22 protein-coding genes and 3 pseudogenes are annotated in these 25,712 nt (G+C 59.4%); 12 read left to right on the forward strand and 13 right to left on the reverse strand.

Annotated features, from left to right (window positions below; all coding sequences use genetic code 11):
- Positions 1–3: 3 nt before the first annotated feature.
- From NXT3_RS21330 to NXT3_RS21340, 3 genes are all read left to right on the forward strand, one after another.
- The gene (locus tag NXT3_RS21330) at positions 4–531 is read left to right on the forward strand and encodes a hypothetical protein (protein WP_234828187.1); all 528 of its coding nucleotides are present in this window, start codon (positions 4–6) and stop codon (positions 529–531) included.
- Positions 532–685: 154 nt separating this feature from the next.
- Positions 686–1,201: a hypothetical protein gene (locus NXT3_RS21335; protein ID WP_234828188.1), complete on the forward strand. Its 516-nt coding sequence runs from the start codon at positions 686–688 to the stop codon at positions 1,199–1,201.
- Between the two features lie 56 nt (positions 1,202–1,257).
- Positions 1,258–2,157, forward strand: coding sequence for a bacteriophage abortive infection AbiH family protein (locus NXT3_RS21340; RefSeq protein WP_104840369.1), 900 nt, complete (start codon positions 1,258–1,260; stop codon positions 2,155–2,157).
- 275 nt (positions 2,158–2,432) lie between these two features.
- On the opposite strand, the gene NXT3_RS21345 is transcribed toward NXT3_RS21340, so the two are convergent.
- The 4 genes and pseudogenes from NXT3_RS21345 to dinB form a co-directional block, all read right to left on the reverse strand.
- A complete protein-coding gene (locus tag NXT3_RS21345; protein WP_104840370.1) occupies positions 2,433–3,329 on the reverse strand; it encodes a restriction endonuclease in 897 nt (298 codons plus the stop codon).
- A gap of 164 nt (positions 3,330–3,493) precedes the next feature.
- On the reverse strand, positions 3,494–3,697 hold the full coding sequence (locus NXT3_RS21350) for a cold-shock protein (protein WP_104840661.1): 204 nt from the start codon (positions 3,695–3,697) through the stop codon (positions 3,494–3,496).
- Positions 3,698–4,056: 359 nt separating this feature from the next.
- Positions 4,057–5,814: a phospholipase D-like domain-containing protein gene (locus NXT3_RS21360; protein WP_104840371.1), complete on the reverse strand. Its 1,758-nt coding sequence runs from the start codon at positions 5,812–5,814 to the stop codon at positions 4,057–4,059.
- A 121-nt stretch (positions 5,815–5,935) separates the two neighbouring features.
- A pseudogene (gene dinB, locus NXT3_RS21365) lies at positions 5,936–7,019 on the reverse strand (DNA polymerase IV).
- A 226-nt stretch (positions 7,020–7,245) separates the two neighbouring features.
- Between dinB and ligD (NXT3_RS21370) the strand changes: the two are divergent.
- From ligD (NXT3_RS21370) to NXT3_RS21385, 4 genes are all read left to right on the forward strand, one after another.
- Positions 7,246–9,882: a DNA ligase D gene (ligD, locus tag NXT3_RS21370; protein ID WP_104840372.1), complete on the forward strand. Its 2,637-nt coding sequence runs from the start codon at positions 7,246–7,248 to the stop codon at positions 9,880–9,882.
- A gap of 25 nt (positions 9,883–9,907) precedes the next feature.
- Positions 9,908–10,759 (forward strand): hypothetical protein, encoded by an 852-nt coding sequence (locus NXT3_RS21375; RefSeq protein ID WP_104840662.1) that lies wholly within the window; start codon positions 9,908–9,910, stop codon positions 10,757–10,759.
- Complete coding sequence (locus NXT3_RS21380; protein ID WP_104840373.1) at positions 10,725–11,243, forward strand: DUF4334 domain-containing protein; 519 nt, start codon at positions 10,725–10,727, stop codon at positions 11,241–11,243. The genes NXT3_RS21375 and NXT3_RS21380 overlap by 35 nt, the downstream gene beginning before the upstream one ends.
- 220 nt (positions 11,244–11,463) lie before the next feature.
- Positions 11,464–11,676, forward strand: coding sequence for a DUF768 domain-containing protein (locus tag NXT3_RS21385; RefSeq protein WP_037418696.1), 213 nt, complete (start codon positions 11,464–11,466; stop codon positions 11,674–11,676).
- A gap of 34 nt (positions 11,677–11,710) precedes the next feature.
- Here the strand turns inward: NXT3_RS21385 and ligD (NXT3_RS21390) are convergent, their stop codons facing one another.
- Genes ligD (NXT3_RS21390) through NXT3_RS21400 form a run of 3 tightly spaced genes read right to left on the reverse strand, consistent with a single transcriptional unit; the run spans position 11,711 to position 14,466 of the window.
- Positions 11,711–12,754, reverse strand: a complete 1,044-nt coding sequence (gene ligD / locus NXT3_RS21390; RefSeq protein WP_104840374.1) for a non-homologous end-joining DNA ligase — start codon at positions 12,752–12,754, stop codon at positions 11,711–11,713.
- Positions 12,751–13,557 (reverse strand): non-homologous end joining protein Ku, encoded by an 807-nt coding sequence (locus NXT3_RS21395; protein ID WP_104840375.1) that lies wholly within the window; start codon positions 13,555–13,557, stop codon positions 12,751–12,753. Before NXT3_RS21395 ends, ligD (NXT3_RS21390) begins: the two co-directional genes overlap by 4 nt.
- A 12-nt stretch (positions 13,558–13,569) precedes the next feature.
- Entirely contained in the window at positions 13,570–14,466 is an 897-nt protein-coding gene (locus NXT3_RS21400; RefSeq protein WP_104840663.1) for a non-homologous end joining protein Ku, read from the reverse strand.
- A gap of 198 nt (positions 14,467–14,664) precedes the next feature.
- On the opposite strand from NXT3_RS21400, the gene NXT3_RS21405 reads away from it, so the two are divergent.
- Positions 14,665–14,841 carry a hypothetical protein gene (locus NXT3_RS21405; protein WP_104840376.1) on the forward strand — a complete coding sequence of 59 codons (177 nt, stop codon included), beginning with the start codon at positions 14,665–14,667 and terminating at the stop codon, positions 14,839–14,841.
- A gap of 31 nt (positions 14,842–14,872) precedes the next feature.
- On the opposite strand, the pseudogene NXT3_RS21410 reads toward NXT3_RS21405, so the two are convergent.
- Positions 14,873–15,127: pseudogene (locus tag NXT3_RS21410) on the reverse strand (nucleotidyl transferase AbiEii/AbiGii toxin family protein); the annotation flags it as partial.
- Between the two features lie 78 nt (positions 15,128–15,205).
- Between NXT3_RS21410 and tnpA the strand changes: the two are divergent.
- The 4 genes from tnpA to NXT3_RS21430 are packed head-to-tail and all read left to right on the forward strand — an operon-like array spanning position 15,206 to position 18,498.
- Complete coding sequence (gene tnpA, locus NXT3_RS21415; protein ID WP_104840377.1) at positions 15,206–15,595, forward strand: IS66-like element accessory protein TnpA; 390 nt, start codon at positions 15,206–15,208, stop codon at positions 15,593–15,595.
- Positions 15,592–15,939, forward strand: a complete 348-nt coding sequence (gene tnpB / locus NXT3_RS21420) for an IS66 family insertion sequence element accessory protein TnpB (protein WP_104840378.1) — start codon at positions 15,592–15,594, stop codon at positions 15,937–15,939. The genes tnpA and tnpB overlap by 4 nt, the downstream gene beginning before the upstream one ends.
- Before the next feature lie 44 nt (positions 15,940–15,983).
- Positions 15,984–17,627, forward strand: a complete 1,644-nt coding sequence (tnpC, locus tag NXT3_RS21425; protein ID WP_104840379.1) for an IS66 family transposase — start codon at positions 15,984–15,986, stop codon at positions 17,625–17,627.
- 19 nt (positions 17,628–17,646) lie between these two features.
- Positions 17,647–18,498 (forward strand): PhzF family protein, encoded by an 852-nt coding sequence (locus NXT3_RS21430; protein ID WP_104840380.1) that lies wholly within the window; start codon positions 17,647–17,649, stop codon positions 18,496–18,498.
- Between the two features lie 184 nt (positions 18,499–18,682).
- Here NXT3_RS21430 and NXT3_RS32090 read toward each other — a convergent pair.
- From NXT3_RS32090 to NXT3_RS21450, 5 genes and pseudogenes are all read right to left on the reverse strand, one after another.
- Positions 18,683–18,854: pseudogene (locus tag NXT3_RS32090) on the reverse strand (SOS response-associated peptidase); the annotation flags it as partial.
- A gap of 253 nt (positions 18,855–19,107) precedes the next feature.
- Positions 19,108–20,787 carry a caspase family protein gene (locus tag NXT3_RS21435; RefSeq protein WP_104840381.1) on the reverse strand — a complete coding sequence of 560 codons (1,680 nt, stop codon included), beginning with the start codon at positions 20,785–20,787 and terminating at the stop codon, positions 19,108–19,110.
- A gap of 21 nt (positions 20,788–20,808) precedes the next feature.
- Complete coding sequence (locus NXT3_RS21440; RefSeq protein ID WP_104840382.1) at positions 20,809–21,372, reverse strand: DUF1353 domain-containing protein; 564 nt, start codon at positions 21,370–21,372, stop codon at positions 20,809–20,811.
- Between the two features lie 285 nt (positions 21,373–21,657).
- Positions 21,658–23,388 (reverse strand): lysozyme, encoded by a 1,731-nt coding sequence (locus tag NXT3_RS21445; RefSeq protein ID WP_234828189.1) that lies wholly within the window; start codon positions 23,386–23,388, stop codon positions 21,658–21,660.
- Positions 23,389–23,470: 82 nt separating this feature from the next.
- The gene (locus tag NXT3_RS21450) at positions 23,471–25,603 is read right to left on the reverse strand and encodes a hypothetical protein (RefSeq protein WP_104840384.1); all 2,133 of its coding nucleotides are present in this window, start codon (positions 25,601–25,603) and stop codon (positions 23,471–23,473) included.
- Positions 25,604–25,712 lie beyond the last annotated feature (109 nt).

The raw sequence follows: 25,712 nt of genomic DNA on the forward strand, positions 1-25,712 counted from the left end.
GTTATGAGGGATGATTTGCAAGAAATACTTTCAGTATTAGCGGTGGCGGTGCGTGCACTTCTGCAGGACAAGGATCTTGCCTATGCGGATCCTGCCGAGCGCGCGCTTGTCGCGCGAATTCGGGATCTCCTGCATGGGGAATATGCCGGGTGGTCGATCGATTTGGAATGGAATCGCCGCGAGGACGTGATCAAACGCCTTCGCTATGACCTGAGCGATGATGAGTTGATTGGGAAGGACGCGATCGTCCCCGACCTGATCGTACATCGGGTCGGGAAGCGTGAAAATTTGCTCGTCGTTGAGGTCAAGAAGTCGACCAACAAGGACTTCGATGGGGACATCTGGAAACTCAAGGGAATGACGGAGCAGGCCGGGGCTTACGGGTATATGGTTGGGCTTCATCTGGTGATCGACGTAAAGGCAGGGATCGCGCCGCGTTGCGACGTCTATGTCGACGCTGCGTTGGACGAAGAGTTGACGGAGTGGATGCGCGCCGAGTTGGGGGAGCAGATTGACTGCAGATCCTGTTGAGATCGTAAGACTGCTCGGCCGCTTTACCGGGCCGGATTTGACGCGGACATTATCGCGCATCGAGGGTGCGGTGCGAGGCGTGTCAGCCGGCGACTGCAGGGGCTTCCTCGCAAATGCCGGGGCTGGCCGTGAGGTGCTGGCGGCCGCGGCCGGCATGAAGCGGCTTGCCGGACAGATCAATGTCACAATTCATGCGCTCGGCATCCTCATGTGCCTGCCACATATTCTCGAGCCGGACGAGCGCGTCGAATCTGTGTCTCTCGGTGCCGGAAATACGGGCCGCGATTTCGATCTGGAGACGAATGTTCGGGTTGCCGAGTTCAAATTTATTCAGTGGAGAGGCGGGCCGGAGACGATCCGCCAGAATTCGGTTTTCAAGGACTACCTGCTGCTTGCGGAACATCCGACGGCGAAGCGTAAGCACCTCTATTTGCTCGGAACGGAGCATGCGATCAGGTTTTTGCGAGGTGGTCGCGCCATGTCGAGCGTCTTGAGCAGAAACACCAAGCTGCAGAGGATGTTTACGGAGCGGTTCGGGAAGCGCTTCCGGACGGTCGGCGATTATTACGCGGCCCACGCTAGCGCGGTTCAGATCGATGATGTTTCGCCCTGGCTTTCTGAATTGGCGGAGGAGTTGATCGCGGAGCCGGATATGGATGTGAGTGATTGAAGAGCAGCGTAGATGAGCGAATGGGTTGGCGAACGGGAAAACGCTGAAGGGCTGGGATGGGGAAAACGCTTTACATCATCGGAAACGGCTTCGATCTCCACCACGGAATTCCGTCATCCTATAAGGCGTTCGGAGAGTATCTCCGGCGGTCGGATGCCAAGACCTATGAGGTCGTCGAGAAATACTTCGCGATGGATGCTCAGTTCTGGGCCGAATTCGAGGATCGGTTGGCCTATTTCGACAGCGATTCGCTGATCGAGGACGCGTCCAACTTTCTGGTCGGATACGGCGCCGACGATTGGAGCGACGCATACCACCACGATTACCAGTACGAGATTCAGCAGGCGGTCGAGGCGATCTCGACGACGTTGCAGTTGCGCTTTGCCGAATGGATACGCCAGCTTCCCGTTCCATCGGCTGCTGAGTTCAGCGGGCAGCGCGTTCCGGTGGATCCGTCGGCGGTCTTCCTGAACTTCAACTACACGCCGTCGCTACAACGCCTGTACGGGGTTCCCGGCATAAACGTGTTGCACATCCATGGAGCGGCGGCGAACCCAACGGAGACGTTGGTGCTGGGCCATGGATGGGAGCCCGATCCAAACCCGGATCCCTACCGTTTCGAGCAGGATCCGGAGGGTGCGGATATGCGTGTCGTCGAAGGGCAGGGGATTGTCGACGACTACTTCAGGGACACGTTCAAACCCACCGCCAAAGTCATTGAGAAAAACGCAGCCTTCTTCGCCGGGCTGTCGGATGTGGATCGGATTGTTGTGATGGGACATTCGGTGTCGGAGGTCGATCACCCGTATTTTGAGGAGGTCATCGCGAATATCGACGTCAACCGGGTGCGCTGGACGGTCAGCTATTACGGGGATCTTGCTGGGCTGCGCCAGCGCATGGAGTCGCTGGGCGTGCCAGATCATCTGACTGAGTATGCATTACTGAATGAGTTTTGAGCCAATTGAAATGATCCGAGAGGTCGGAGAGGAGAGAGATGGGAGAGCGATAAGTTTGGTGATGACCCCTTTAATACAAAAGCTGTTTGAGCTTCTCAGAGCGGAAGGTTCTATTTGAGAAACGGGACCCAACGGTGACGTATCCGACCGCGTCGAAACGGTGGTAGGGCAGTATCACCGTTCGCACGGACTCGACCTGGGCTTTCATCGCGAAGTTTGCAATAGGAATGCCCTCGGAGCTCAAACCCAGTGGTAAGCAATTTCATGTGTCAACGTTAAGCAGAGAACAGGTCCGTCACGCGGGCGAAGGGCTGGCGCCGCTCCGAGTGATGGCGGACTTTTTTCCGCACGACCTCTCCAAGATCGAGCCGGCGGTTCAGGGCGTGGTAGATGTCGGCACCATCCATCATGATCAAGCGGCGGGCGGTGAAAGCGTCAAAGCTTTCGCCGGAAAAGCTGCCGTACGAAACGTAAAGCCCTCGGGTCCAATCCGGGCGTTCTAGCAATTTTCCCTGGAAACTGTGAAGCATTGCGGCGTCAGTGGGCCGCGAATGCCACTTGGCTTCAACAAGGTAAGTGCTTCCTTCGTGCTGAAATGAACCGTCGATCTGTTCGCCTGAAGTACGGAACGACGCGTGTGCATCTAGGCCCCATACGTCGAACCAGCGCTTCAAGAAGCGTTCGAACGCGTATCCTCGCTGTTGGGGGGCTTCGTCCATCGCCGTTAGAGCAAGGAACTCCTGCTCCAGCGCAAGAAGGACGCCCTCACTCGGTCCTTTCGGTTCGGGTGCCGGCGGTGGCGGCGCAGGTGCGTCGTTGGGATCGGACGGAAGTGGCTTTCCGCCTAGCTTCTGTAGCATACTGCTAAGGCGCTGTCGTGCGTTGGGCACCGTTTCTTCTTCCCCACGATCAAGCATTCCGGTTTCGCGATATTCCCACAACGCAGTGAGCGTGCGAACTACGTCTGCGTTCGGTGAGATCTCAAGGAACGCACGGAAATGCTTCCCTTTGGAGGTGCCGTATATCGCATAGCGGTCGTGATAGATGTCGATCTTGAGATCGCGGTTGAAAAATGCCGCGAAACGGTCGTTGCTGAAGTCCAGGACATATCCGCCGTACATCCCGAAGATCTTGTCAATCAACGCCATGTCGGTAGTCGTTAGTTCCGCCATCGATTTGCTCGCGAAATTTCTTATGCTAGCCAATTTGGCGCAACACCGGACCGGTATGCAATCACGGAAACGGGAATCCCGGGCTTTTCGTTTTGAACCACAATGTCTATTGCCCGCCTTTCGGCGATGCACATTGCCGGAAGGCGAGCCGTGGCGACGCTACTTCAAAGAACGCTGACGTTCTCGGCCTTCGACTTGCCGGTCTTGCGGTCCTGTCCCATGTCGTAGCTGACCTTCTGACCATCCTGAAGAGAGCCGCCGAAACCGACCGCTGAGATGTGAACGAATACGTCTGGGCCGCCATTGTCAGGAGTAATGAAGCCAAAGCCTTTGTCTTGAGCGAAGAATTTTACAGTGCCAGTTGCCATCTTGTCCTCGTCGGTTGCTGAGCGTCCCTCAACGCAATACCGGTCAACGATCGGTACGGCAAGGATCTCCATGGCGAGCAAATCCGCCGCTTCGGACGATTTTACGCTAAGTATTTGTATATCATATCAATCGGCTACCGAAATGACCGGCCGATAGTTCGTATCCCTTCAAGGCGACGAGAGATCGCACGTCGGCTTTTGGCCTCACGAAGCTGTCACCGCTACGCTAAGCTTCGATGACCTGTTGGCACTACAGAAGCGGGTCTTTCCTGCCGAACTGATCGAGATCGACAGGACGAGCGAGCACTGGGTCAAGTCGGCAGAGCCGCAAAATGCCACTTTAAGGCTCGCCGGTTCGATCAGTCAGCCCGCGCAAAGAGCTGGCGATCGCGAGCGCGCACCGGATCGGTCCAGTCGCGCTCGAACCACGCCGCTTCGCCCGCCTCCGGTGGCAATTTCAATTCAAGAGGAGCGCCGGTTTCTTCTCCGTCTTCTGCCGCGACACGGAAACGATAATGGTCGTACATCCTGAGCGCCTCGATCATATAGCTGGTCGCAACTGTGCGGTCGCGGACGAGGACCAGATTTTCACCGTTCTCAAGGTCGGCCGGCTCCGAGAAATTATACGAGCCGAGATAGACCCGCGCCGTCGGCTTGTCGAAATCCAGGACCACGAATTTGTGGTGCATCCGCGTGCCGCGGTGATTGCCGTCGACACCGGCCAGGCCGGATGGTTCCGTCAGGAACGGAGGTGGGACGTTGCCCGTCAGGGCAGCGGCCCGGACAACGCGCCGACGATTGTCGGGACTAAATACGGTCAGTCCGAGATTCTCGGCCTGGACCCGCCCGTCAGCAATGCCCATGACATGCACGTCCGGCTTTCGCAGCGCTCGTCCCAACGCCGGTCCGATTGGTCCCCTGGTCGTCTGGCCAAGGAAAGCGAGCGAGAAGAAAACGCTCGAACCAGCTGCGTCAATGTCGGCGCCGATTTCATTTAGAAGACCATTGGCTTCGCTGTGAGGTGAAAAAGCAACCTTGGCGTCGACGCCGTCGAGTCCCAGGTCGTGCCAGCCTGCGGAACTACCAGTGGCTTTGAAAGCCGGCGCGCCAGCGGCAGAGAAGTAGTCCTCGAAGGCAGTAAAATAATCGCCGACCGCACTGGCGCTTTGAACAACGAGGCTGTTGTTCGACTGGACGTAGAAGCCTCGCCAACTGTGGTTCGTTGAACCATAGACGACTGTGTCGACGCCTCCTCCGCGGACCGCTATCGACTTGTGATGCTGGAGGTTCGCCATGTTCTGGCGCTTGACGTTTTCCGCACCGGCCGAGGCGATCAGCCGTTCGGCCGCACGGCTCTCCGGTGAGTGCGGGCGTCCATGTCCCTTGGTTCGCGCGCTGTCGTCAATGATGACCTTCAGGTTGGGTCCGAGTGCCTCCAATCGCTCCACCACTTCCGGAAGGTTGAGATCGTACGCAATGACGCGGACCTCTGCGCCTGTGTCGCGGGCGCGTTCGAGAAGCGAAAGCGTTTCCTTGCGCGCTTCGAACCCCATCCAGGCATAGGCGCGGTCAGCATCGGCATGAGTGGGCACGAAGTCCAGCCCCTGATCGCCATCCGGCGGGACAAGCGCGATCAAGGGCCCGCCCTCTGCGAAGTTGCGCACGAAGGATTGCGACGAGACATAACCGCGAGTGAAGGCGACGTTGAGCTTTCCGGGAATGGTCTCGCGCATCAGCGCGAGTTCCGCTTCTTGTGCCTCGCCAGGGCTGAGCGCGCGATCAGCACCCATGAACATCGGAATCACTCGATAAAGGAAGGCGCCCGGAAGATCGGCGTTGAAGGGAAAATGCACCCAGCGGAATTTCTGGATCGGGGCCTCGATTGTGCGAATGCCCTCACCCGGGACCTCCTGGCCAGGAAAGCCGATGCGATTGCGTACGTTCTTGAAGACGTCGGTTCCTGGCTCGCGGTATCGAATCGCAAAGCCAACGAAATTCTCCGGCGGCCGGCCATTCTTCCAGTCCATTGCGAGAAGCAGCATGCCGTCGCCGCGATGGATTGTGAGAGAAAACGGTGCCGCCGCGTTCTTTCCTGTGACCCGATAGTTCGTATCCATTAGCGTCCCCCCAGTTGACTGGCGGAAAACTATCACGGTTGTGCGACAGTATGGAGATGCCCGATAAAGTTTAAACGTAAAATCCGCACATAGGCGCGTAAGTGAGTTCGGGCAATATTTATCAGAGAGCAAGTACGAGCTGAGGTTTGTCTTCATCGTCTGCTTGATCAAGCGAGGAAAGCGTGACGCCCAGCAGCCGGATCCCCTTCGGAACAGGGAAGATCGGCGTGAGCAACTGCTCGATGATGCCGGAGATTTCAGCCGCGTTTGCTATGGGGTGTGCAGTGGTCTTGCTCCGAGTTATCTGCGTAAAATCCGCCCACTTCACTTTGAGTGTCACGGTCTTGCCGCGAATGCTGTTGGCTTCGCAATACCGCCAGACCTTGTCGACGAGCGGCCGCAGGCCGGTGCGGGCAGCCTCAAGCTCATGGAGATCTTCGCCGAATGTGTCCTCGGCGCCGATCGATTTGCGAATGCGATCAGGCTTCACCTGCCGCTCATCAATGCCGCGGGCGATCCAGTAGAACCACGGTCCCGATTTCCCGAAATGCTGCTGCAGGAAGGGGAGAGTCTTTTCTTTGAGGTCGGCGCCTGTTTCGATGCCAAGCCGGTGCATCTTTTCGGCCGTCGCAGGCCCGACGCCATGGAATTTCTTGACAGGGAGGGCCTCGACGAAGGCCGGTCCGTTCTTCGGCGTGATCACCGCCTGTCCATTGGGCTTGTTGAGGTCGCTTGCCATCTTGGCGAGAAACTTGTTGTAGGAAATTCCGGCGGACGCGTTAAGGCCAGTCACCTGCTTGATCTTCGCCTTCCAGCGCGATCTCAGTGGCGATCTCCATGCCCTTGAGGTTCTCGGTGACATCGAGATAGGCTTCATCGAGCGACAGCGGCTCGATCAGCGGCGTGTATTCGGCAAAGATCTCGCGGATTTGCTGGGACACCGCCTTGTAGACATCGAAGCGCGGCGGCACGAAAATCAGGTCCGGGCACTTTCGCTTGGCGGTGACCGACGGCATAGCCGAATGAACGCCGTAGGCGCGCGCCTCGTAACTCGCGGCCGCGACGACGCCCCGCGCGGCGGAGCCGCCAACCGCAACTGGTTTGCCGCGCAGGTCTGGATTGTCGCGCTGCTCCACCGACGCATAAAACGCATCCATGTCCACATGGATGATTTTGCGAATGGGGATCGAGCTCATGTCGTTCATGGCGGCTTTAGCGATGGCAAGGGAATCGGCGCATCACCGGAGGACCCGCGCCAAAACAAATAGGGAACATACCAGCCTTTACCGCGATATCAACTGTTCGACCGACCCGGACCCACCCGCCCCGCGAAACTACGGACCGCCGGCGGCGTTGTCATCCTGCGAGCATCGACGATCGGAAGGGACGCCGGCGCCGCTCCTCGTACGACTGGAAGGGTCCGCGAAACCAATGGCCGATAATCTCTCGAAATACCGTGCCAAGCGCGATTTCAAGAAGACCAGCGAACCGAGCGGTGAGGCGCAGGTCAAGCCATCGAACCGCCGGCGGTTCGTGATCCAGAAGCACGACGCCACACGGCTCCATTATGATCTGCGGCTTGAACTCGACGGCGTGTTCAAGTCATGGGCGGTGACCAAGGGACCCTCGCTCGATCCGCATGACAAGCATCTCGCGGTCGAGGTCGAAGATCACCCGCTCGACTATGGCGACTTCGAAGGCACGATTCCAAAGGGTCAATATGGCGGCGGCACGGTCATGCTGTGGGACCGCGGCTACTGGGAGCCGGAGGGTAGGAAATCACCGGAAGAGGCCCTGAAGAAGGGCGACTTCAAGTTCACGCTTCATGGCAAGCGGCTGCACGGCAGCTTCGTCCTGGTCCGGATGCGCAACGACCGCGATGGCGGCAAGCGGACGAATTGGCTGCTGATCAAACATCATGACGAACATTCGGTTGAGGAAAACGGTGCGGCGGTGCTGGAGGAGAACGCGACCTCGATCGCTTCCGGCCGCAGCATGGATGAGATCGCCGAAGGCAAGGGCCGCAAGCCGAGACCGTTCATGATGGCGAAGGCGGATGTCGAGGCGGACGCCGTCTGGGACAGTAAGCATGGTCTGGCGGCTGACGAGCGCAAGAAGAGATCACGCAAGGATATCGCGACTTCCACCACAGTCGACCTGCCGGATTTCATCGATCCGCAGCTTTGCGAGACGCTTTCGCGGCCGCCGGCTGGTGACGACTGGCTGCATGAGATCAAGTTCGACGGCTATCGGATCCAGATGCGGGTTGCCGACGGTAAGGTGACGCTGAAGACGCGCAAGGGGCTCGACTGGACCGCGAAATATCCAGAGATCGCCGACGCTGCATCCGAACTGCCCGATTGCATCATCGATGGCGAAATCTGCGCACTCGACGACAATGGCGCACCCGATTTCGCAGCACTCCAGGCCGCGCTCTCGGAAGGCAAGACGGGAAACCTTGTCTACTTCGCCTTCGACCTGCTCTTCGATGGCGGCGAGGACCTGCGGTCGATGCGATTGGTCGAGCGGAAGAAGCAGCTGCAAAAACTGCTTTCCGACGCGAGCGACGATCCCCGCATCCGCTACGTCGATCACTTCGAATCCGGCGGTGACGCGGTGCTCCGCTCCGCCTGCAAGCTGTCGCTCGAAGGTATCGTCTCCAAGCAGATGGATGCGCCCTACCAGTCGGGCCGCACCGATACCTGGGCAAAGTCGAAATGCCGGGCCGGCCACGAAGTGGTGATCGGTGGCTATGCCAGGACCAACGGTAAATTTCGATCGCTCCTTGCCGGCGTGCACCGCGGCGATCACTTCGTCTATGTCGGCCGTGTCGGAACCGGCTACGGCGCGAAAAAAGTCGAGACGCTGCTGCCGAGACTGAAGGCGCTGGAGACGGCCAGATCGCCGTTCACCGGTATTGGCGCTCCGAAGAAGCAGGCCGAGGTTGTCTGGGTGAAGCCCGAGCTTGTCGCCGAAATCGAATTCGAAGGTTGGACTGCTGACGGCCTTGTCCGTCAGGCCGCTTTCAAGGGGCTGCGCGAGGACAAGCCTGCGAAAGAGGTCGACGCTGAGAAGCCGGCGTCGCCCGCCAAGACAGATACCGCTGAACCTGTCGCAGCCGCCAGATACAAGCCTATCCGCAACAAAGGCGCGAAGGCAGAGGTCATGGGCGTCCTGATCTCCAGTCCCGACAAGCCACTCTGGCCGGACGCCGGCGATGGCGAGCCGGTCACAAAGGAGGACCTTGCCCGCTATCATGAATCTGTCGGCACCTGGCTCATCGATCATATCAGGGGTCGGCCCTGCTCGATCATTCGAGCGCCCGACGGTATTGGCGGCGAGCAGTTTTTCCAGCGCCATGCGATGCCCGGCACGTCGAACCTGCTCGACCTGGTGAAAGTTTTTGGCGACAAGAAGCCCTACCTTCAGATCGATCGGATCGAGGGGCTAGCGGCGATCGCCCAGATCGGCGGTATCGAATTGCATCCCTGGAACTGCGAACCCGGCAAGCCGGAAGTACCCGGCCGTCTGGTGTTCGACCTTGATCCTGGCCCCGACGTGCCTTTTGCTGCTGTGGTTTCGGCTGCCCGCGAGATGCGCGATCGGCTCGATGAGCTTGGCCTCGTCAGCTTCTGCAAGACAACCGGTGGCAAGGGCTTGCATGTCGTCACCCCGCTGGCCGTCAACAAGCGCAAGCCTCTTGCCTGGGCGGAGGCCAAGGGTTTCGCGCATGATGTTTGCCAGCAGATGGCGCGCGACAATCCCGACCTCTATTTGATCAAGATGAGCAAGAGCCTTCGCGGTGGCCGCATTTTCCTCGACTATCTCCGCAACGATCGGATGGCGACGGCGGTGGCGCCATTGTCGCCGCGCGCGCGGCCCGGCGCCACAGTCTCGATGCCGCTCAACTGGACACAGGTGAAATCCGATCTCGATCCGAAGCGATTTACCATCCGCACCGTGCCGGCCCTGCTTGCGAAAACCACTGCCTGGCAGGACTATTGTGACGGCGAGCGTCCGCTCGAACAGGCGATCAAGCGCCTCGGAAAATCAAGACGGGCCGCATGATCGCGACAAGGTGCTGGCTCGGACCATGACCGATGGACGAAGAAAGAAAGACGAACCTGCTTCTGCCGCGCGCGTGGGCGCGACGACCGACCTGCCGCATGACCGCATAACGCTCGCACGGTTTCGGGAGGCATTTCCACGGGCGCGCTGGAGCGACAGGCTGAATGCCGATAGATTCGCTGATGAGAAGGGCAGGGACGCGTTCGCCTTCGATCCGATCCAAAGCCGCTACCTCACGGCGGCACCGACGGGCTTTCAGATCCGGACGCCCTATTCCCGCACAGTCGTCAACCAGATCCGGGAAATTTCGCACGCACGCTGGGGCGCCGATCGCCGGCTATGGACCGTCCCTTACCGCTCGTTCGATGAACTCCGGAAGCGATGGCTCAGGATCGAGGCGGCGGTCGAGCGCAGTGAGCCGGAAGCACGGCGGGCCCGGCGCGAAGCGATCAAGGAGACGGACGAAGACGAGGCATCCAAGGCGAGGATGAGGGAGCGCCGTCGGAAACGCTATCCCATTCCTGCCGATGATGCTCCGCCCTCCGAGCGCGCCATCGGCACGCATGTCGGCGTCGTCTTCTTCATCGACACCGACGGCGAGCTGGCCGACCCGGCGACGGTCACCGCGTTCTACTTCCCCGCCGCGGATGGCGAGGAATATGTCTGGGCGTCCTGGCGACCGGGTTCACTGGAAGAATTGGTGACAACCTGGCCCGCACGCGGGCAACCGGAACAACGCGAGCGCGAGCGGGGCTGGTGGATGCCTGATCTGGAGGAGTTGCGGCTTGCGCGGCGCGACGCCAAGTCCAGGCGGCTGGCAAAAGAACGCAAGGACAAGAAGGATGTTTCCGGTGAAAGGCCAGCAGACAGCGCTTGAGGAGTTCCGCAGCCTGCCGCCGATCGCGCCGCGCGAAATGATCGGGCTTTGGAAAGGACACGGCATCCCGACGGGGCATCCGTTTGACGGTGTGCTCGAAAATCTTGGCTGGTTCGGCAAACGGTTCACGCCGGACATGCGCGCCGATGCCTTGCTGTTTCGATCGGGAAACCGGCGACTGGTCGCGATTGATCCGAAATGGATCCCGCTTCGGCTGGCTTTGCGTTTTCACGAGGTTGGCAGAATGCGCGTCGCGCGAAACCTGTTTTCCTATCTCCAGCGCCGGCTGCGGGCGAAGGGTCCGGTCGCTTCCTTGAAGACAATGGTGTTTGGCGGCGTCGAGAGTGCGGCCATGGTCTATGACCACCAGCCGATCGTCGACCACTTCCGGCGGATCGATGCGGACAGGATCATGGGCGCGATGACCATCAGGAATGACGACCGGATCTACTTCTTCGAACTCCAGCGCGTCGACGGACCTTGAAAACCGGGTAGCCGGTCATCATCTATCGGTGACCACCCGTATCGATGATCGCCTTGCCGAGCAGCTTGTCTGCCGCGCGGTCGTCCGGGTCCGACAGGGCGCTCCCCGCAAGGGTCGAGCGCCCTGTTTTTTTTGTCGGCCGGGTTCCCCAAATCTCGGTGGCGTCATACTGAGAACCATTTCCGTTCCTAAGGGTTCGCCACGTCAGGAGGTCCAAGCTATGAAGCCTGAACAATTCCTTGAACGCTGGAAATCGGAACATATCGACAGCGGCACGCAGCAGAGCGACGCATCAAGGCTGGTCGAGGATCTTCTCGCCGACGCGGAGAAGGAGGGCATCAGTCGCGACATGCTGGTGGAAGCGGCCGGCGGCGGGCTCGTCAACTATATCGTCGGCGCTATCAAAGAGGCGGTCGAGGAGGAGCTCTGGTAGCGGTCATTCGCGGCGCGGCTCGCCACCCTGCCTTTCAGAGGGTCGCCCGTTCGCTCATGTCAAACACCGCGGCGTTGTCCTGAACCTCGCGAAGGCCCTTGTAGGAGGCGGGGCGCAGGCTCCCGTCATGGGTCCAGCCGCGAAACTCGATCTCGGCGATCAAGGTCGGCTGGGCGAACACCAGGTTCTTGCCCTTGAGCGGCACGGCCGGCCGTTTGGTCTTGAGCTTGTCGAGAGTGGCGCGCAGGTATGCTGCGTCCTTCGTATTAAACCCGGTTCCGACCGAGCCGACGTATACCCAGTCATGACCTTTGCGGCCGGCGAGAAGCAGGCTGCCAAGCCCGCCGCGGGCAGTCAGCGACTGCTCGTAGCCGACGATCATGAAGCTTTCGCTCTGGACGCATTTGATCTTCAGCCAGTCGCCGGTGCGGCCGGAGCGATAGGGCCGATCCCGATGCTTGGCAATGATCCCCTCGAGCCCCATGGAGCAAGCCTTCTCGAGAAGTGCCGCGCCATCGCCATAGACTTCCTCGGACAACTGGATTGCGCCGGGGGCGCCATCGAGAAAGTCCTCGAGCAGGTGCCGGCGGACCGAAAGTTCGGTTTCCGTCAGGTCATGGCCGTCGAAATAAAGTAGGTCGAACGCGAAAAACACGGACTCCGTCGACGAACGCTTGCCGCCGCGTCCGCCGAGCGAGCGCTGCAGCGCCCCGAAATCAGAGCGCCCCTCTTCGTCGAGCACGACGGCCTCGCCATCGAGGATGGCAGTCCCGACGCCGAGCTCGCTGGCGGCCTCGGCGATTGCCGGGAAACGATGCGTCCAGTCGTGGCCGCCGCGGGTGATGATCCTGACACCCTTCGGCTCGATATGAATGGCCAGGCGATAGCCGTCCCACTTCACTTCGAACGCCCAATCTGGCCCATTCGGCGGGACCGGCTTCAGGAGCGCCAGGCACGGCTCGATGCGCTCGGGCATCGGGTCGAACGGAAGGTTGGGTTGTGCCGGATCGCGCGGCCGGGCCGGTTTGGACTTGGCGACGGAATCGTCCTGCAGCAAAGGTTTGGCACGACGGCTCATTTGGTCGCCCGTTTCTCAGCCGCTACTGACTTCCGCAAGGCGTCCATGATGTTGACGACATTGCTCGGCGACGACGAAGATGCTGTCTTGCCCTTGGCCTTCTGCGGCTTCAACGCCTTCTTCTTGGCCGCGATGATTTCGAGCAGGCGCTCCTGGACCGGGTCGGCGACCATTTTCGGGCTCCAGTCCTTCGTCTGCTTTTTGATCAGCTGCTGGACCAGCGGCATCATTTCGGAATCCGCCTTTTCGTCGCCGATCGACTCGAAATAGCTGTCTTCATCGCGGACTTCGTCCCCATAGCGCAGGGTCCAGAGGACGATACCTTTGCCGCGTGGCTCGAGCATGACGGCGCGCTCGCGTCGCGAGATCACCAGCCGGGATATGCCCACCATGCTCTGCGCCGCCATCGCATCGCGGATGACAGAAAATGCTTCCTGCCCGACAGGATCGTTCGGGGAAAGATAATAGGGCGTGTCGAGCCAGATCCATTCGATGCTGTCGCGGGGCGTGAACGTCGAAATATCGATTGTCCTGGTGCTTTCGAGCGCCACGTTCTCAAGCTCCTCGTCCTCAAGGATGACGTATTCGTTCTCACCGCGCTGATAGCCTTTGACCTCATCCTCTTCCTTGACCTCTTTCCCGGTCACGGAGTCGACATAGCGGCTGACGACGCGGTTCTGGGTCTGGCGATTGAGCGTGTGGAAGCGGACCTTCTCGCGCTCGGAGATCGCCGGCATCATCTGCACCGGACAGGTGACCAGCGAGAGTTTGAGATAGCCTTTCCAATAGGGACGCAGGGCCATGGCGACCTCCGATTAGCCGGCTCGCCGCGCCGGCGTCTGAGACTGCTTTGCTTTCGCCGCGGGCTTGGCTGCCTTCTGGCGGCCGGCGCCGCGGTTGGCATTGGCGGCAGTGCGCTTTGGTTTCGTCTCTTTCGCACCTATGCCGGCGCTCTCGCGCAGGGCCTGCAGGAGATCGCTGGGTTTGGAAGCGACCGGAGCCTTCTTCTTCGGCAGCGCGCGGCCTTCGATCTTGGCTTTCACCAATTCGGCGACGGCGGCCTCATAGCGGTCGTCGAAGGTACTGGCATCGAAACTGCCCTTCTTGGTGCCGATGATGTGCTCGGCGAGCTCAAGCATTTCCCCTTCAATCTTCATGTCCGGCATGTCGTCGAAAGCCTTCTCCGACGAGCGCACCTCGTAGTCGAAGTTCAGCGTCGAGGCGATCAGGCCCTTGCCGTGGGCGCGGATGAGCACGGTGCGCATCCGGCGGAACAGCACCGTCCGGGCAATGGCTGCGACACCTTGCTTTTTCATGCCGTCGCGCAGGAGCAGGAACGCGTCCCGGCCCATCTTGTCGGGCGCCAGGTAATAAGGCTTGTCGAAATATGTTGTGTCGATCTGCGAGCAGGGGATGAAGGCGTCGATGACAAGGGTCTTGTCGCTGTCGGGTATGGCGGCGGCGACCTCGTCGGCTTCGAGCACGACATATTGGCCGTTCTCGACCTCGTAGCCTTTGACCTGGTCCTCGCGCTCGACCGGATCACCGGTTTCGCTGTCGATGAACTCCCGCTTGACCCGATTGCCTGTCTTGCGATTGAGCGTATTGAAGGCGATGCGCTCTGAGGATGATGCGGCCGTATAAAGCGCCACCGGACAGGTCACTTCTTCGAACTTGATATAGCCTTTCCAATTCGCTCTTGGCCCAGCCATGACCCTGTACTCCCGACGCAACTCAAGCGATTCAAGCGAATCAGCGGCGAATCGTTCCGAGTCGAAACGAATCATTTTTCAATAACTTAGCTGCGATCGCGTGCTCGTTTTGCGAGTCCCTGCTAGAGTCCTGATTCGGTGCATCTTTTCGGGGCCGCGCGCGTTTTCTTGGAGGAACAACTGCAAGGGAGTCTCGTCATGAGCAAGCGCGAACTGATCGATACCGGGACCGACAAACGCTATGTCCGTCGCGACAAGGAGGGCAAGTTCAAGGAGAGCGACGACGTCTCGCGGTCGCTGTCGGCCGACGTCCGCCGCGACGCCAAACATGAAGCCAAACCCGGCCAGGGTGACAAAGGCGATCGCAAGCATTGAGAGCGGGTAAAGCCTGTCAGCTGGCCATCGGCTACTTTGTCGTGCCGTACTTGTTCGCGCGCTCCTGAATGAGCGCGCATCGCTCGATCAGTTGCTCAAACGGTTCAGAGTCTCCAAGCAGAAGGCCGTCATCGACCATTTTTGCATAGTCCTCACTGAGCGCGCGGAGACCATCTCCGGACGGTGTCAGAACCAGATTGCCATTGACGGCGGCCGCATAGTCGATCGGTGACCGGTCGGCCGCCTTTTCCGCAAAGAACATGGATTTGTGTTTCGCCACCGCATCGTACCCATCCGGTGACGGCCGCCTTGCTGAGGCAGGCTGAAGGCTGCAAGTCCTAGTGCAAACACTAGGAGTAGTCCTATGACAAAGCACCAGATTGAGGTGATCACATCGGTCGAGCGGCGTCGGCGCTGGTCTCGGGAGGAGAAGGAGCGGTTGGTCGCGGCGACATTTGAGCCAGGAGCCCGGGTTTCCGAGATCGCGCGATCGGCCGGTATTCATGTGAGCCAGCTTTTCCGCTGGCGCAAGGAGCTCTGCCAGGTATCCGCACCGTCCGTCCCGCAACTCGTTCCCGTGGAGATCGTCGAGACGCTGCCCGCGCCGGCATCACCGGAGCCGCCGGTCGCTCGATCACGCAAGAAAGCCAGCATGGTGACGATCGAGCTCGGCGGTGGCCGTCGCCTGCGAGTCGAGAGCGACGTCGATACCGAAGCCTTGGCCCGCATCCTCGATGTTCTGGAGCGACGATGATCCCGGTTCCGAGCGGTGTGAAGGTCTGGCTCGCCACGGGCTATACGGACATGCGGAGAGGCTTCCCCGGCCTGTCGCTGCTGGTGCAGGAGACGTTGAAGCGCGATCCAATGAGCGGCCATCTCTTCGTCTTCCGGGGGCGGAGCGGCGGCCTGATCAAGGTGATCTGGCACGACGGCCAGGGTGCCTGCCTGTTCACGAAGAAGCTCGAGCGCGGTCGCTTCATCTGGCCGTCGGCGGCCGATGGCACGGTGGTGATCACCCCGGCGCAGCTCGGCTATTTGCTCGAAGGCATCGACTGGCGAATGCCGCAAAAAACCTGGCGTCCGACGTCGGCGGGATGAGCAAAACGCTGGCGTGGCAGGGGCGAATATGATTCCATCCCGCCATGACCGATGCGGCCGATCAGCTTCCCGACGACCTCGCCAGTGCGCATGCGATGATCCTCGCAGAGCGTGCAGCCCGCCGCGAAGCCGAAGCGCTCGCCGCCCGCGCCCAGGCGGTGAACTCGCATTCGGATGCACTGATCGCCCGGCTCCGACTCGAGATTGAGAAGCTGAAGCGCGATATCCACGGCAGCCGCTCGGAGCGCAAGGCGCGGCTTCTCGAACAGATGGAGCTGCAGCTCGAGGAGCTAGAGGCCGACGCCGGCGAAGACGAACTGGCGGCGGAGATGGCGGCTCGCTCCTCGACGGCCGGGGCCTTCGAGCGCAGGCGTCCGTCGCGCAAGCCGTTTCCCGAGCATCTGCCGCGCGAGCGCGTTGTCGTCGCCGCACCATCAAACTGCCCGTGCTGCGGTTCAGCCAAGCTGGCAAAGCTTGGCGAGGACATCACCGAGACGCTGGAGGTGATCCCGCGCCAGTGGAAGGTGATCCAGACGGTGCGCGAGAAGTTCTCCTGCCGCGAATGCGAGAAGATCACACAGCCGCCGGCCCCCTTCCATGTGACGCCGCGCGGCTTTGCCGGGCCGAACCTCTTGGCAATGATCCTGTTCGAGAAGTTCGGTCAACATCAGCCGCTGAACCGGCAGAGCGAGCGCTATGCCCGCGAGGGCATTGATCTCAGCCTGTCGACGCTTGCCGACCAAGTGGGGGCCTGCGTCGCGGCGCTGAAGCCGGTGCATGGACTGATCGAGGCGCATGTGCTGGCCGCCGGGCGGCTGCATGGCGACGACACCACCGTGCCGATCCTGGCGAAGGGTAAGACCGACACCGGGCGCATCTGGACCTATGTCCGGGACGACCGGCCATTCGGTGGGCAATCGCCGCCGGCGGCGCTCTATTATGCCTCGCGCGACCGGCGGCAGGAGCATCCCGAGCGCCACTTGAAGAGCTTCACCGGCATCCTGCAGGCCGACGCCTATGGCGGCTATAACCCGCTGTTCAAGGTCGATCGCGATCCCGGTCCGCTGACCCAAGCGCTGTGCTGGGCACATTCACGTCGCAAGTTCTTCGTGCTTGCCGACATCGCCACCCACGCCAAGCGCGGAAGGAACGCCACGCCGATCTCGCCTGTCGCGCTCGAGGCGGTCAAGCGCATCGATGCGCTGTTCGACATCGAGCGCGAGATCAACGGACTTGCCGCCGACGAACGCCGGCAACGCCGCCAGCAGGAAAGCCAGTCGATCGTCGATGCGCTCGAGGAATGGCTGCGCGCCGAGCGGGCGAAGCTATCGCGCAGTTCCCCGGTCGCCGAGCCAATCGATTACATGCTGAAGCGCTGGGACGGCTTCACATCCTTCCTTGGCGACGGCCGGATATGCTTGACCAACAACGCCGCCGAACGGGCGCTGCGTGGCTTTGCCCTCGGCAGGCGGTCATGGCTCTTCGCCGGTTCCGATCGTGGTGCCGATCGCGCCGCCTTCATGGCGACGCTGATCATGACCGCCAAGCTCAACGACATCGATCCGCAGTCCTGGCTTGCCGACGTTCTCGCCCACATCGCCGACACGCCGATCACCAGGCTCGAGCAATTGCTCCCGTGGAACTGGGCCGTCAACCAAAACTGCACCGAATGCGGCAAAGCCGCGTAAATTGAGAACGTAGGACATCATGGTGAGACGCGGAAACACGAAATTTTCATTCCAGCAGGTTGACGTTTTCTCCTCCAAAGCTTTGTTAGGTAACCCGCTGGCGGTTGTCATCGGAGCAGATTCCTTGGCCGCATCTGAGATGGCTGCTTTCGCGCGCTGGACGAACCTTAGCGAAACGACTTTCCTTCTCCAGCCGAGGTCGGGGGATGCCGACTACCGCGTTCGCATCTTTACGCCTGTTGCTGAGTTGCCCTTCGCGGGCCACCCCACTTTGGGGAGTTGCCATGTATGGCTGTCTTCCGGCGGAAGTCCAAAGAGTGGCGACATTGTCCAGGAGTGCGAGGCAGGACTAATCCACATTCGGCGCGACAATGAACGACTTTGCTTCGAAGCCCCCGAACTGCGCCGCTCGGGCCCGGTGGAACTCGACATACTGACGCGAGCCATCAAAGGTCTGCGATTGACCTTTGATGACATCATCGACGCCAACTGGGTGGACAATGGCCCCGGCTGGCTCGCCGTTCTGCTACGCTCCAGGGCTGACGTCCTGGCGTTGCGCCCGGATTTCGCCGTTCTGGCCGGATTGCGGGTCGGTGTCGTTGCTCCCTGGGATCCTACGAATGATGGGCGGGATGCGGATTTCGAGGTGCGTGCCTTTACCGCGGCCGGTTTTGAAGATCCGGTAACCGGCAGCTTAAACGCTGGCATCGCTCAATGGTTAATTGGCAACGGCATCGCGCCTCCGTCATACATTGCCAGCCAGGGTACCGTCCTTGGACGGGAAGGACGTGTTCATGTGGAGCTGGTCGAAGATCAGATTTGGATCGGTGGCGACGTTACGACATGTATCGAGGGCGTTGCAGCTCTTTAATTTGAACGCCCCCTAGCGAAATCGAAGCCACCGCGGCCTCGGCCGTATGGTTACGAAAGGGGAGATCCTTCCGGCATTTGTTGGGCATGGCCCAGGATCTGAGACGTCAGGTTTTGCATGGCGGCGCCGGAAGGACCACGTCTATCCTGCAAGCATCTGATGACTGGGATTGATCAAAGACGCGTCAAAACAGCATCGGCTGGGTAACCGGCTCGCCTGCTTTGGTGACGATCGTGGCGCCATAGGGCTCACGCGACGTCACGATGATCGCATCGCCGGGAAGCGGCCGGGCGAGCGCCCTCGCTTCGTCCCCGCATCCAGACATCGGTCTCCTCCCTGGTTAGTCTAGAAGCAGGACCGGCATTGCTTAATGGGCGGGTCGGCGGTTCTAATCCTCTCAAGGCGGTTACAATGTTACAACGATCAGCGGCTTACGATTTGTCGTCTCCAAAGCAGTTTGCACCTGATCTTCTCAAGGCATGCGGCCTGGTCCAAAACTCCGTCAGTCCTTTGAACAAAGGACTGATTGCTGCCGCCCGCATGTGAGGAGGGCATCTGATCGCAATTTCGCCCCGCATCGCCCGGCTGCGACAACTGTTTGGGACGTGATCACGAGGCAACCATTTTTCCGGACAGTCGCTCCGTCAGGACGATGGCGCTTCCTATGACCGCTCCGAGGACCAAACCTGTCGGAAGCCCGTAAATGAATCCGCCTTTCATCATCCCCCAAGGATCGTTTACGCGCGCTTCAAGATACGCAATTACAGCGTGAACGATCCCCATAAGGTAGAGCGGCGCAAAAACGACTACTGCCATTGCCGCACCAAGTGCGATCGCAAGGAACGCACTGGCTATCGATGCCCAAACACGCCGGCGAGTTAGCCGTTCGAAATCGAAGTTGACTATCGAAAGAACGATGAACGCTGCACCCAATATGCTACCTGGTAAGAGTCGTTCAGGTGTCATCTGTGGGCGGTTCTCCATAATTCCGAAGTAGTAGGTCAGGAAAGGCGCAGTAAGGCCTCCTGCGACAGCTCCGCCAACGCAACTGCCCAGAAAAACGCGTGTTGCAACAGCAAACTTGGAAAACCGCAACTGCCTCCCGACGCCGGCGCAAAAAATAGTAGTGCCCCCCAACGGACACGCTGCAAATGCTGTTCCGTAGGTTATTTCAACCATCAGCTGCCCAAGTGAAATGTGAGGAAAATCCCACTCGTAGTAATATAACGCGCTCAATGTGGGGGCGGCGAGAAGCGACCCTAAGTAACCGCCTAACAGCCCCTTTTGAAGTGATCTGAGACTAAGCGCCCACCGTTCTGATGTGATTCGAGGCGCGTTACTGACATTTCCGCGGAGTCTTGAATAGACGCTCTGTACGCCGAAAAGGAGGATGCACAGCGCGACTAGGGGAAGCATAGTCGCGCCAACAACATAGATCATCTCGCGTGGGAAGAAACTCTCAGCGATCAGGCATGAATAAATGGCAAGCGAGAGAAATAGCCCTACGAGTGCCATGAAATTCCCGGCGAATAGGAGCAGTGAGCCCGGATTGAAATAGAATGGTGCCATCAGCGAGGACTGGTCCCAAGTTCGCTGCCTCCCTTCTGTGGACCTCAGAACGTCTGATCGAATTCTGCTCGTCAGATTCGAAATGGGCAAATCAACCGCATCAAGATTCTTCACAAACGAACTCGTGAAGGGACTGAGCTCTCCAGTCAGTTCGCCTTCGTAGGCGACATCGCCTGGTGCAGCGGCGAACGCAATAAACGTATTGCTCGTGGCTTTAATCTCGGCAAGCCCTGTTCCTATGACCGTGTTTCCACCGATTTTGAATTCTTTCTTTGAACTATGTAGGGACAGATCTTTTCCGCCAATGAACTGTCGAGCAGTGGCATTGCTTCGGCAAGCATCGAGGAGGACTATCCGTACAGCCGAGTCGCAGGTCATTCGATCCAAGATTTTCTGGACACTGATGAGGCGCGCGAGGTTTCCATCGGTGATTTGATCGAAATCCACCGGAATGATGTAATTCTCGCCATCGATTTGAATTCCATGGCCCGAGTAGTACAAAATGGACACAAGCGTCGAGGGTCGTGAAACCCGCTCCAGGAACGCATCGATCGTAGCTGTGATCTGTTCAAAATTGGCGTCGATCAGCAGGTCGACATCAATCTTCAGACTCCTAAAGCTCTTGGCCACTTCATCGGCATCTCTGCCAGGGCTATTGAGGCGAAGAGGCCCCGAATAGTTGCCGTTGCCAATCACCAGAGCCTGACTTTTGCTGGACATGCCACCCTCCCATGGCCATACCTATTGGAAAACGTTCGGATCCGCTTGAAACTTGTTTGGATCTGCCTTCCAAATCGCCCAAGTAATCTTGGGGTCGGGGGGGAAATCTACCAAAATCCGCCGTTCACCAGCCGCCCTTCTTTCTGCGTTTTCCCGCCACGAGGCAGCCCCACCCATTCGAACAGCACCATATATTGTAGATGAGGTGGCCGCCGGCACGTCAAGTTCTTCCATTGCCAGCCGGAGCACGTCGTCAGCTTCTTCACGCTCGCATGGTTGGAACCAATATAGAAAATCGTGAAGCACTGCGGGATACGTGTACCGAGCCTGTCGGGGTAGAATCGACCAAAGCGGCCGGGGTATGCTTGCCAGATCTGTGACGAATCCTCTCGGCACCTTCACATCTTTCACAGTCATCAGGGTTCTTGAAGTTGGCGTCCACTCAAGTAAACGTTCCACGTAGTAGTAGTCCCAATCAGCAAATGGAACGATTGGAACAGGCGGCCCAAAATACTTGGTCGGCTTCAAAACGAATTTCATATACGATACTAATTCGTCGGCGATATCCGCATTTGACTTCTTCATGTTTTTGCCCCTCGAAGGATTTATACTATGTTCAGTTCCCTGTCGTTCGTCAACTCCATCCCCCGAGATCCCGATATTAAAAAGTGCAGGCTTGTAGACGCTGGAGGTAGTTCGACTGGTTTGGCTCCCCAACGTGATCTTCAGTATCGAACGGCGTTGCGAGAAGCGGGCTAAGCAAAGGTCCCGGAAGTGACACCTAATTTTTACGGATGCGAACGAGGTGGACTTCTCCTCACCTCCAGTACACAGTCCGCCGCGCTTGAGATCTGGCTGGGAACGGCCACGCTAGTTCGTAGCGGTCGGAGCTACGAACCCATTTCTCAGTGCTCGGACCCACTTTTCTATCTTGCCCATTGCGCCCCAGCCAGTCATCGCAGCAAATACTGGGAAGGAAGCTGCCACAAGCTCTCGGCCAAGCCCACCTCCGGCCTGCGTTGCCGCGGCTGCGGCATTGCCGGCGTTGGCAGCGCCGTCTATGAGCGGCGCGGCAATCGCTGCTACCGGCGCCAGCTGCGGGAGGAAAATCGGCAAAATGGTTGTCGCGAGCATGCCGACCACACCGATTGCAGTTTTGCGACCGTCGAGAGCATGCCCAATCGCCTTGCCGAGCGCGCCGTTGACCGGAGTCAGTTCGGGGTCGCTCGTCGAAGCAAGGATATCCTGTTTCTTGCCATTCAAAATCTCACCATTGAATGTGGTCGGCTCGGCCATAATCATCCGCAGAAGGTCCTGTAGCCAGATCATGTCAGCCTGGTTCGGCGTCGTTCGTCCGCGCAATGTAGCGGCGAGCGTCAAAATCTGTTGCGCCAGTTGTGCGAGGTTGACCTCGGTCGTCATAGGCGTGGGCTGCGGAATGGCGGGCACGGTCGTTTCCTCCTGTGGAATATCTTCCTGATCGACGAGCAAGTAATAGAAAGTCTCCTGGCTGTGCTTTTTCAGCAGGCCATCCACTAGCGTCTTGAATTCATTCCATTGGTGCGGCGGAACTGTCTGGCAGCCGAGGCTGGAGGTCGTTGTGATGCCGCCGCGGTGGAGATTGATCCAGAAGCGGCCGCTAGGCGAATCCGTGTCCTCACCGGTCTCGTCGCGGATAACAGTACAGTTGCTATCCTGTCGAAAAGCGGGATAGGGTCCGTTCTTGCGCGAAAAACCGTGTGGGCCAGGGCGGTATCGGATAGCTTGGCGCGATTTCAACCTTGCAATGCCACGACCGAACCGTCCAGGGTCGGTATTGCTGTTAAAGTTGTGTACGCCTTCAGGCTCAACGACGAACATGGCATCGTCATAGACCCCGCGATCGTTGGCACCTTCCTTGCCCAACGTGTTCAGGTAATAGCCCCGAACAGCCACCACTGCCACCGAGTCGTTGTGCCCATCCGCGGGCATGAGGTCGTGGAATTTCTGGAGCACGGCCCGTGTGATCGCAGCCGTCTGTTTCGGGCGTTGGAGCGGCAGAAGCTGCGAGATCGGATTAGCCAGCAGTTCTTCGGTGGACTGCTCGTCCTCCGAGCTCACCGCACCGCCAAGGAGCGCTTCGATCTGGTCGGCGGTGAAGATCTCCTCCGGGCCGCCCTTGGTCTCCAGGACACGAACTTTTGGATTGCCATAATCGCCCTTTGAAAACATCGCCGTCTCACGCTCGCGGCGGGCGATAAGGCCCTCAAGGACCTTTCCCTTGCTCTTGTTCCAGCGTGCGAACTCGGCTGCAGCGCCAGCCACGTCTCCGGTGTTCAGCTTCCGCGTCAACGTGGCGCTTGAAATCGCACCTGTGTTGAAGTGCCAGGAGACGAGAGCATCGAACTGGTGTTGTGAGAGCACGGCTCTGACCGCAGACTGGACCTGACTTTCTGTCTTGGCGAGGTCGTTGCGGTATATATTTATGGCCTCGGTGAGCGAGATCGTCATTCCGGAGCGGGGGACCGGTGGACCGGCAGCCGCGGTGTGGCCGGCGCCGATCGTCATGGTGCCCGTACCGTCGTTGTAACCCGCCAAGACGATCGCCTCTTCGGCAAGCATTGCGCAAATGCCGCGTAGACTTGTCCTCACTTCAGCCTCCCATTACTTGAATGGCCTCTTCAAAGCTAAAAAAGCGACGCATTTACTTTTGGACCATGCTTTCCGCCACGACCTGCTCGGGCAAGAAAATCCCGTCTTTGCTGACCCGCGCCATCATCCTTGCGTTCGGAGGGCTACCCGCGCCGGGAAAGACCACTTCGAGCGTGTTGTCTCCATCCAAATCGTCAACAAGTGTCGGGGTCCGCCGTATGAGTTCGAGGCGCTTCTGCTTCAGGATTGGTTGCGGTGTGTTCTGGTCATCCTTGGTCGCGTTCGGTATCAGCGTCACCGCAGGGATCATCGGCCCGGTGAAAAGACTTTCGGAACAGCGTCCATCGGTTCTGATCTTGAGTGTGGCCAATTCCAACCCGTAGCCTCCGTTTTCGTCCTTCGTGCCGACGATGCGCGACAAAAGGACGATCGCTTCGTCCGATCCGACGGAAAAAACAATCGGTGGCCTGGCCAGCCATGTGCCTTCGAATTTCGGCTGGCACGCCGCGGTGTTCGCTTCGATCAACGGCGCCTCACCCGTGTCGTCGTCCCGTAGCCCCGGCAGGCGCCATTGGCGGATCTCCACGCGGCTCACGCCCGTATCGTCGGACTTCCGTATTGCAACCAAGGATTGGCGCTCGCCTGTCCGACCCAAGGCGAAAAGGGGTTCATCGCTTTCCTGTATGTCGGCGAGCCACACGGAACCGCGCGACCGACCGGTATCATTCTTGGGCCTTGCGGTCTTGCGCGCGATACCGATGCGTCGAACGAGGGCCTTCGATTCATAGTCCTTGTCCCGCCGCGCCCAGGTCATGAGAGGATCGCGTTCCATGGGTGACTGGAAGACCAGTGGAGCAGCGACGTAGTTGCGATAGACGTCGCTTTCTTCCTGTTCCTTTCCGGGGGTTTCTTTCGCAAGCTGGTCCGTCACCCGCAGGGGTTCTTGCACCTGGTGCTTGCGGCGTAGCGCCGTACTGATGAGAATGTCGCGAAAACAGGGAGCGTTGGCACCGTTTCCGAGGCAGCTGTTCGTTTGCAACGCCATTAAGTGAAGCGTATCTGGCGCAGGCTGCGCGCCGTGGGCCGCGACAACCTGGGAAAACCCGCCATCGTCGGGACTCCCGGCATTGCCCACTTCGACTACTGCTATGGTACTGCGCGCGCCGCACGGATCGTGGTCACCGAGCATCTCATCGGTCATGCCGGCGAGGTAGAGGCAGTTCCAATCCTCGTTGGTCGCCCGCCCCGGAGCAATCGCCAGGATGCGGCCGCCGGTTTCGCTGAGGCCGCGTCGCTGCCACCATACGAACCAGTCTTCCTTCTTGCCGCCATGTGTCGTGGCGACGACAACCGGGGCATTGACGATGTAGGACGGATCACCTGGCAGCTTTACGTGGAGCTTAAGCGCGCCAAACTTCGCATGTTTGCTTATTGGAGCTACGGAGACGAACATGCCGGAAGGCCGCATCGAGAACTTGTAAAGCGCCTTCAGTCCCTGGTGCTTCCTCTCCGGGTCGTAGGCATCCGCAATTCGGTAGACGGCGTAGGAAAGAGATCGAACGGGATAGGGATCGAACTCGAAATAGGTCGATGCTCTGCCATCAAGTCCTGCCTTGTTTTCGAGGCCCTGCGACAATGCATCGACACTCGGGTTCAGCGGCCGGAATGAATCACTCCCGCCGGCGCGAACGCCGAGGGTCACGAGCCTGGCATCACGAATGCATTTGCTTTGTTTGGCCTCCATGTCACTTCCCGGTTCCCGCCTCTCGATGAAATAGCAAAGCCGAAATGCGTGCTCCTGGAGCAGGAAGTCGCAATCGGCTTGGGTGTAGCCATAGGTGGCCGCACCGTGCCTGTAGCAGTAATCGTGCGTGGCACAGGCCTGCCGCATCTGGAGGCCGATTGCGTCGCGACCTTCTTTTTGGGGAAAGGCGAGGTCGGCCAAAAGTCTGGGCAGGCTGCAACTCAACCCTTCTCCCCGTCCGCCGATGATCTGGATATCCGCAGAGGAAAAGGGGATCTGCCCGGAAGTGGGTGGCATCTCCTTTTCCGTCGGCATGGCGGCGTTCGCCAGCACCTTGTCAGCCAGCAAGCGCCCGAAAAAGTCCATTCGTATGAAGACGGCCGAAACGGCGACGCAGACCAGAAATCCGATGGTTGCCATGAGCAGATAGACGCGGCGCATTGACCCGTACCTCCTCGATCGTTCTACCTACCATGACGTCGTCTCGTGCGCTGTTTCATTAGGAACAACTGAAAATTGCGAGCGAGCCGCAAGACGAGTTGCGCTGCCG

Source organism: Sinorhizobium fredii (assembly GCF_002944405.1).
GTDB classification, from domain to species: Bacteria; Pseudomonadota; Alphaproteobacteria; order Rhizobiales; family Rhizobiaceae; genus Sinorhizobium; species Sinorhizobium fredii_C.

What these genes read in the sequence shown, in the direction of transcription:
- NXT3_RS21450 (WP_104840384.1), bottom strand. Translation starts at nt 25,603, where the DNA reads ATGCGCCGCGTCTATCTGCTCATGGCAACCATCGGATTTCTGGTCTGC.
- NXT3_RS21340 (WP_104840369.1), top strand. Translation starts at nt 1,258, where the DNA reads ATGGGGAAAACGCTTTACATCATCGGAAACGGCTTCGATCTCCACCAC.
- NXT3_RS21345 (WP_104840370.1), bottom strand. Translation starts at nt 3,329, where the DNA reads ATGGCGGAACTAACGACTACCGACATGGCGTTGATTGACAAGATCTTC.
- NXT3_RS21400 (WP_104840663.1), bottom strand. Translation starts at nt 14,466, where the DNA reads ATGGCTGGGCCAAGAGCGAATTGGAAAGGCTATATCAAGTTCGAAGAA.
- ligD (WP_104840372.1), top strand. Translation starts at nt 7,246, where the DNA reads ATGGCCGATAATCTCTCGAAATACCGTGCCAAGCGCGATTTCAAGAAG.
- NXT3_RS21380 (WP_104840373.1), top strand. Translation starts at nt 10,725, where the DNA reads ATGTTTCCGGTGAAAGGCCAGCAGACAGCGCTTGAGGAGTTCCGCAGC.
- NXT3_RS21360 (WP_104840371.1), bottom strand. Translation starts at nt 5,814, where the DNA reads ATGGATACGAACTATCGGGTCACAGGAAAGAACGCGGCGGCACCGTTT.
- NXT3_RS21335 (WP_234828188.1), top strand. Translation starts at nt 686, where the DNA reads ATGAAGCGGCTTGCCGGACAGATCAATGTCACAATTCATGCGCTCGGC.
- NXT3_RS21330 (WP_234828187.1), top strand. Translation starts at nt 4, where the DNA reads ATGAGGGATGATTTGCAAGAAATACTTTCAGTATTAGCGGTGGCGGTG.
- NXT3_RS21430 (WP_104840380.1), top strand. Translation starts at nt 17,647, where the DNA reads ATGGTGAGACGCGGAAACACGAAATTTTCATTCCAGCAGGTTGACGTT.
- NXT3_RS21350 (WP_104840661.1), bottom strand. Translation starts at nt 3,697, where the DNA reads ATGGCAACTGGCACTGTAAAATTCTTCGCTCAAGACAAAGGCTTTGGC.
- NXT3_RS21445 (WP_234828189.1), bottom strand. Translation starts at nt 23,388, where the DNA reads ATGCTTGCCGAAGAGGCGATCGTCTTGGCGGGTTACAACGACGGTACG.
- ligD (WP_104840374.1), bottom strand. Translation starts at nt 12,754, where the DNA reads ATGAGCCGTCGTGCCAAACCTTTGCTGCAGGACGATTCCGTCGCCAAG.
- NXT3_RS21435 (WP_104840381.1), bottom strand. Translation starts at nt 20,787, where the DNA reads ATGTCCAGCAAAAGTCAGGCTCTGGTGATTGGCAACGGCAACTATTCG.
- NXT3_RS21440 (WP_104840382.1), bottom strand. Translation starts at nt 21,372, where the DNA reads ATGAAGAAGTCAAATGCGGATATCGCCGACGAATTAGTATCGTATATG.
- NXT3_RS21395 (WP_104840375.1), bottom strand. Translation starts at nt 13,557, where the DNA reads ATGGCCCTGCGTCCCTATTGGAAAGGCTATCTCAAACTCTCGCTGGTC.
- NXT3_RS21375 (WP_104840662.1), top strand. Translation starts at nt 9,908, where the DNA reads ATGACCGATGGACGAAGAAAGAAAGACGAACCTGCTTCTGCCGCGCGC.
- NXT3_RS21405 (WP_104840376.1), top strand. Translation starts at nt 14,665, where the DNA reads ATGAGCAAGCGCGAACTGATCGATACCGGGACCGACAAACGCTATGTC.
- tnpA (WP_104840377.1), top strand. Translation starts at nt 15,206, where the DNA reads ATGACAAAGCACCAGATTGAGGTGATCACATCGGTCGAGCGGCGTCGG.
- tnpC (WP_104840379.1), top strand. Translation starts at nt 15,984, where the DNA reads ATGACCGATGCGGCCGATCAGCTTCCCGACGACCTCGCCAGTGCGCAT.
- tnpB (WP_104840378.1), top strand. Translation starts at nt 15,592, where the DNA reads ATGATCCCGGTTCCGAGCGGTGTGAAGGTCTGGCTCGCCACGGGCTAT.
- NXT3_RS21385 (WP_037418696.1), top strand. Translation starts at nt 11,464, where the DNA reads ATGAAGCCTGAACAATTCCTTGAACGCTGGAAATCGGAACATATCGAC.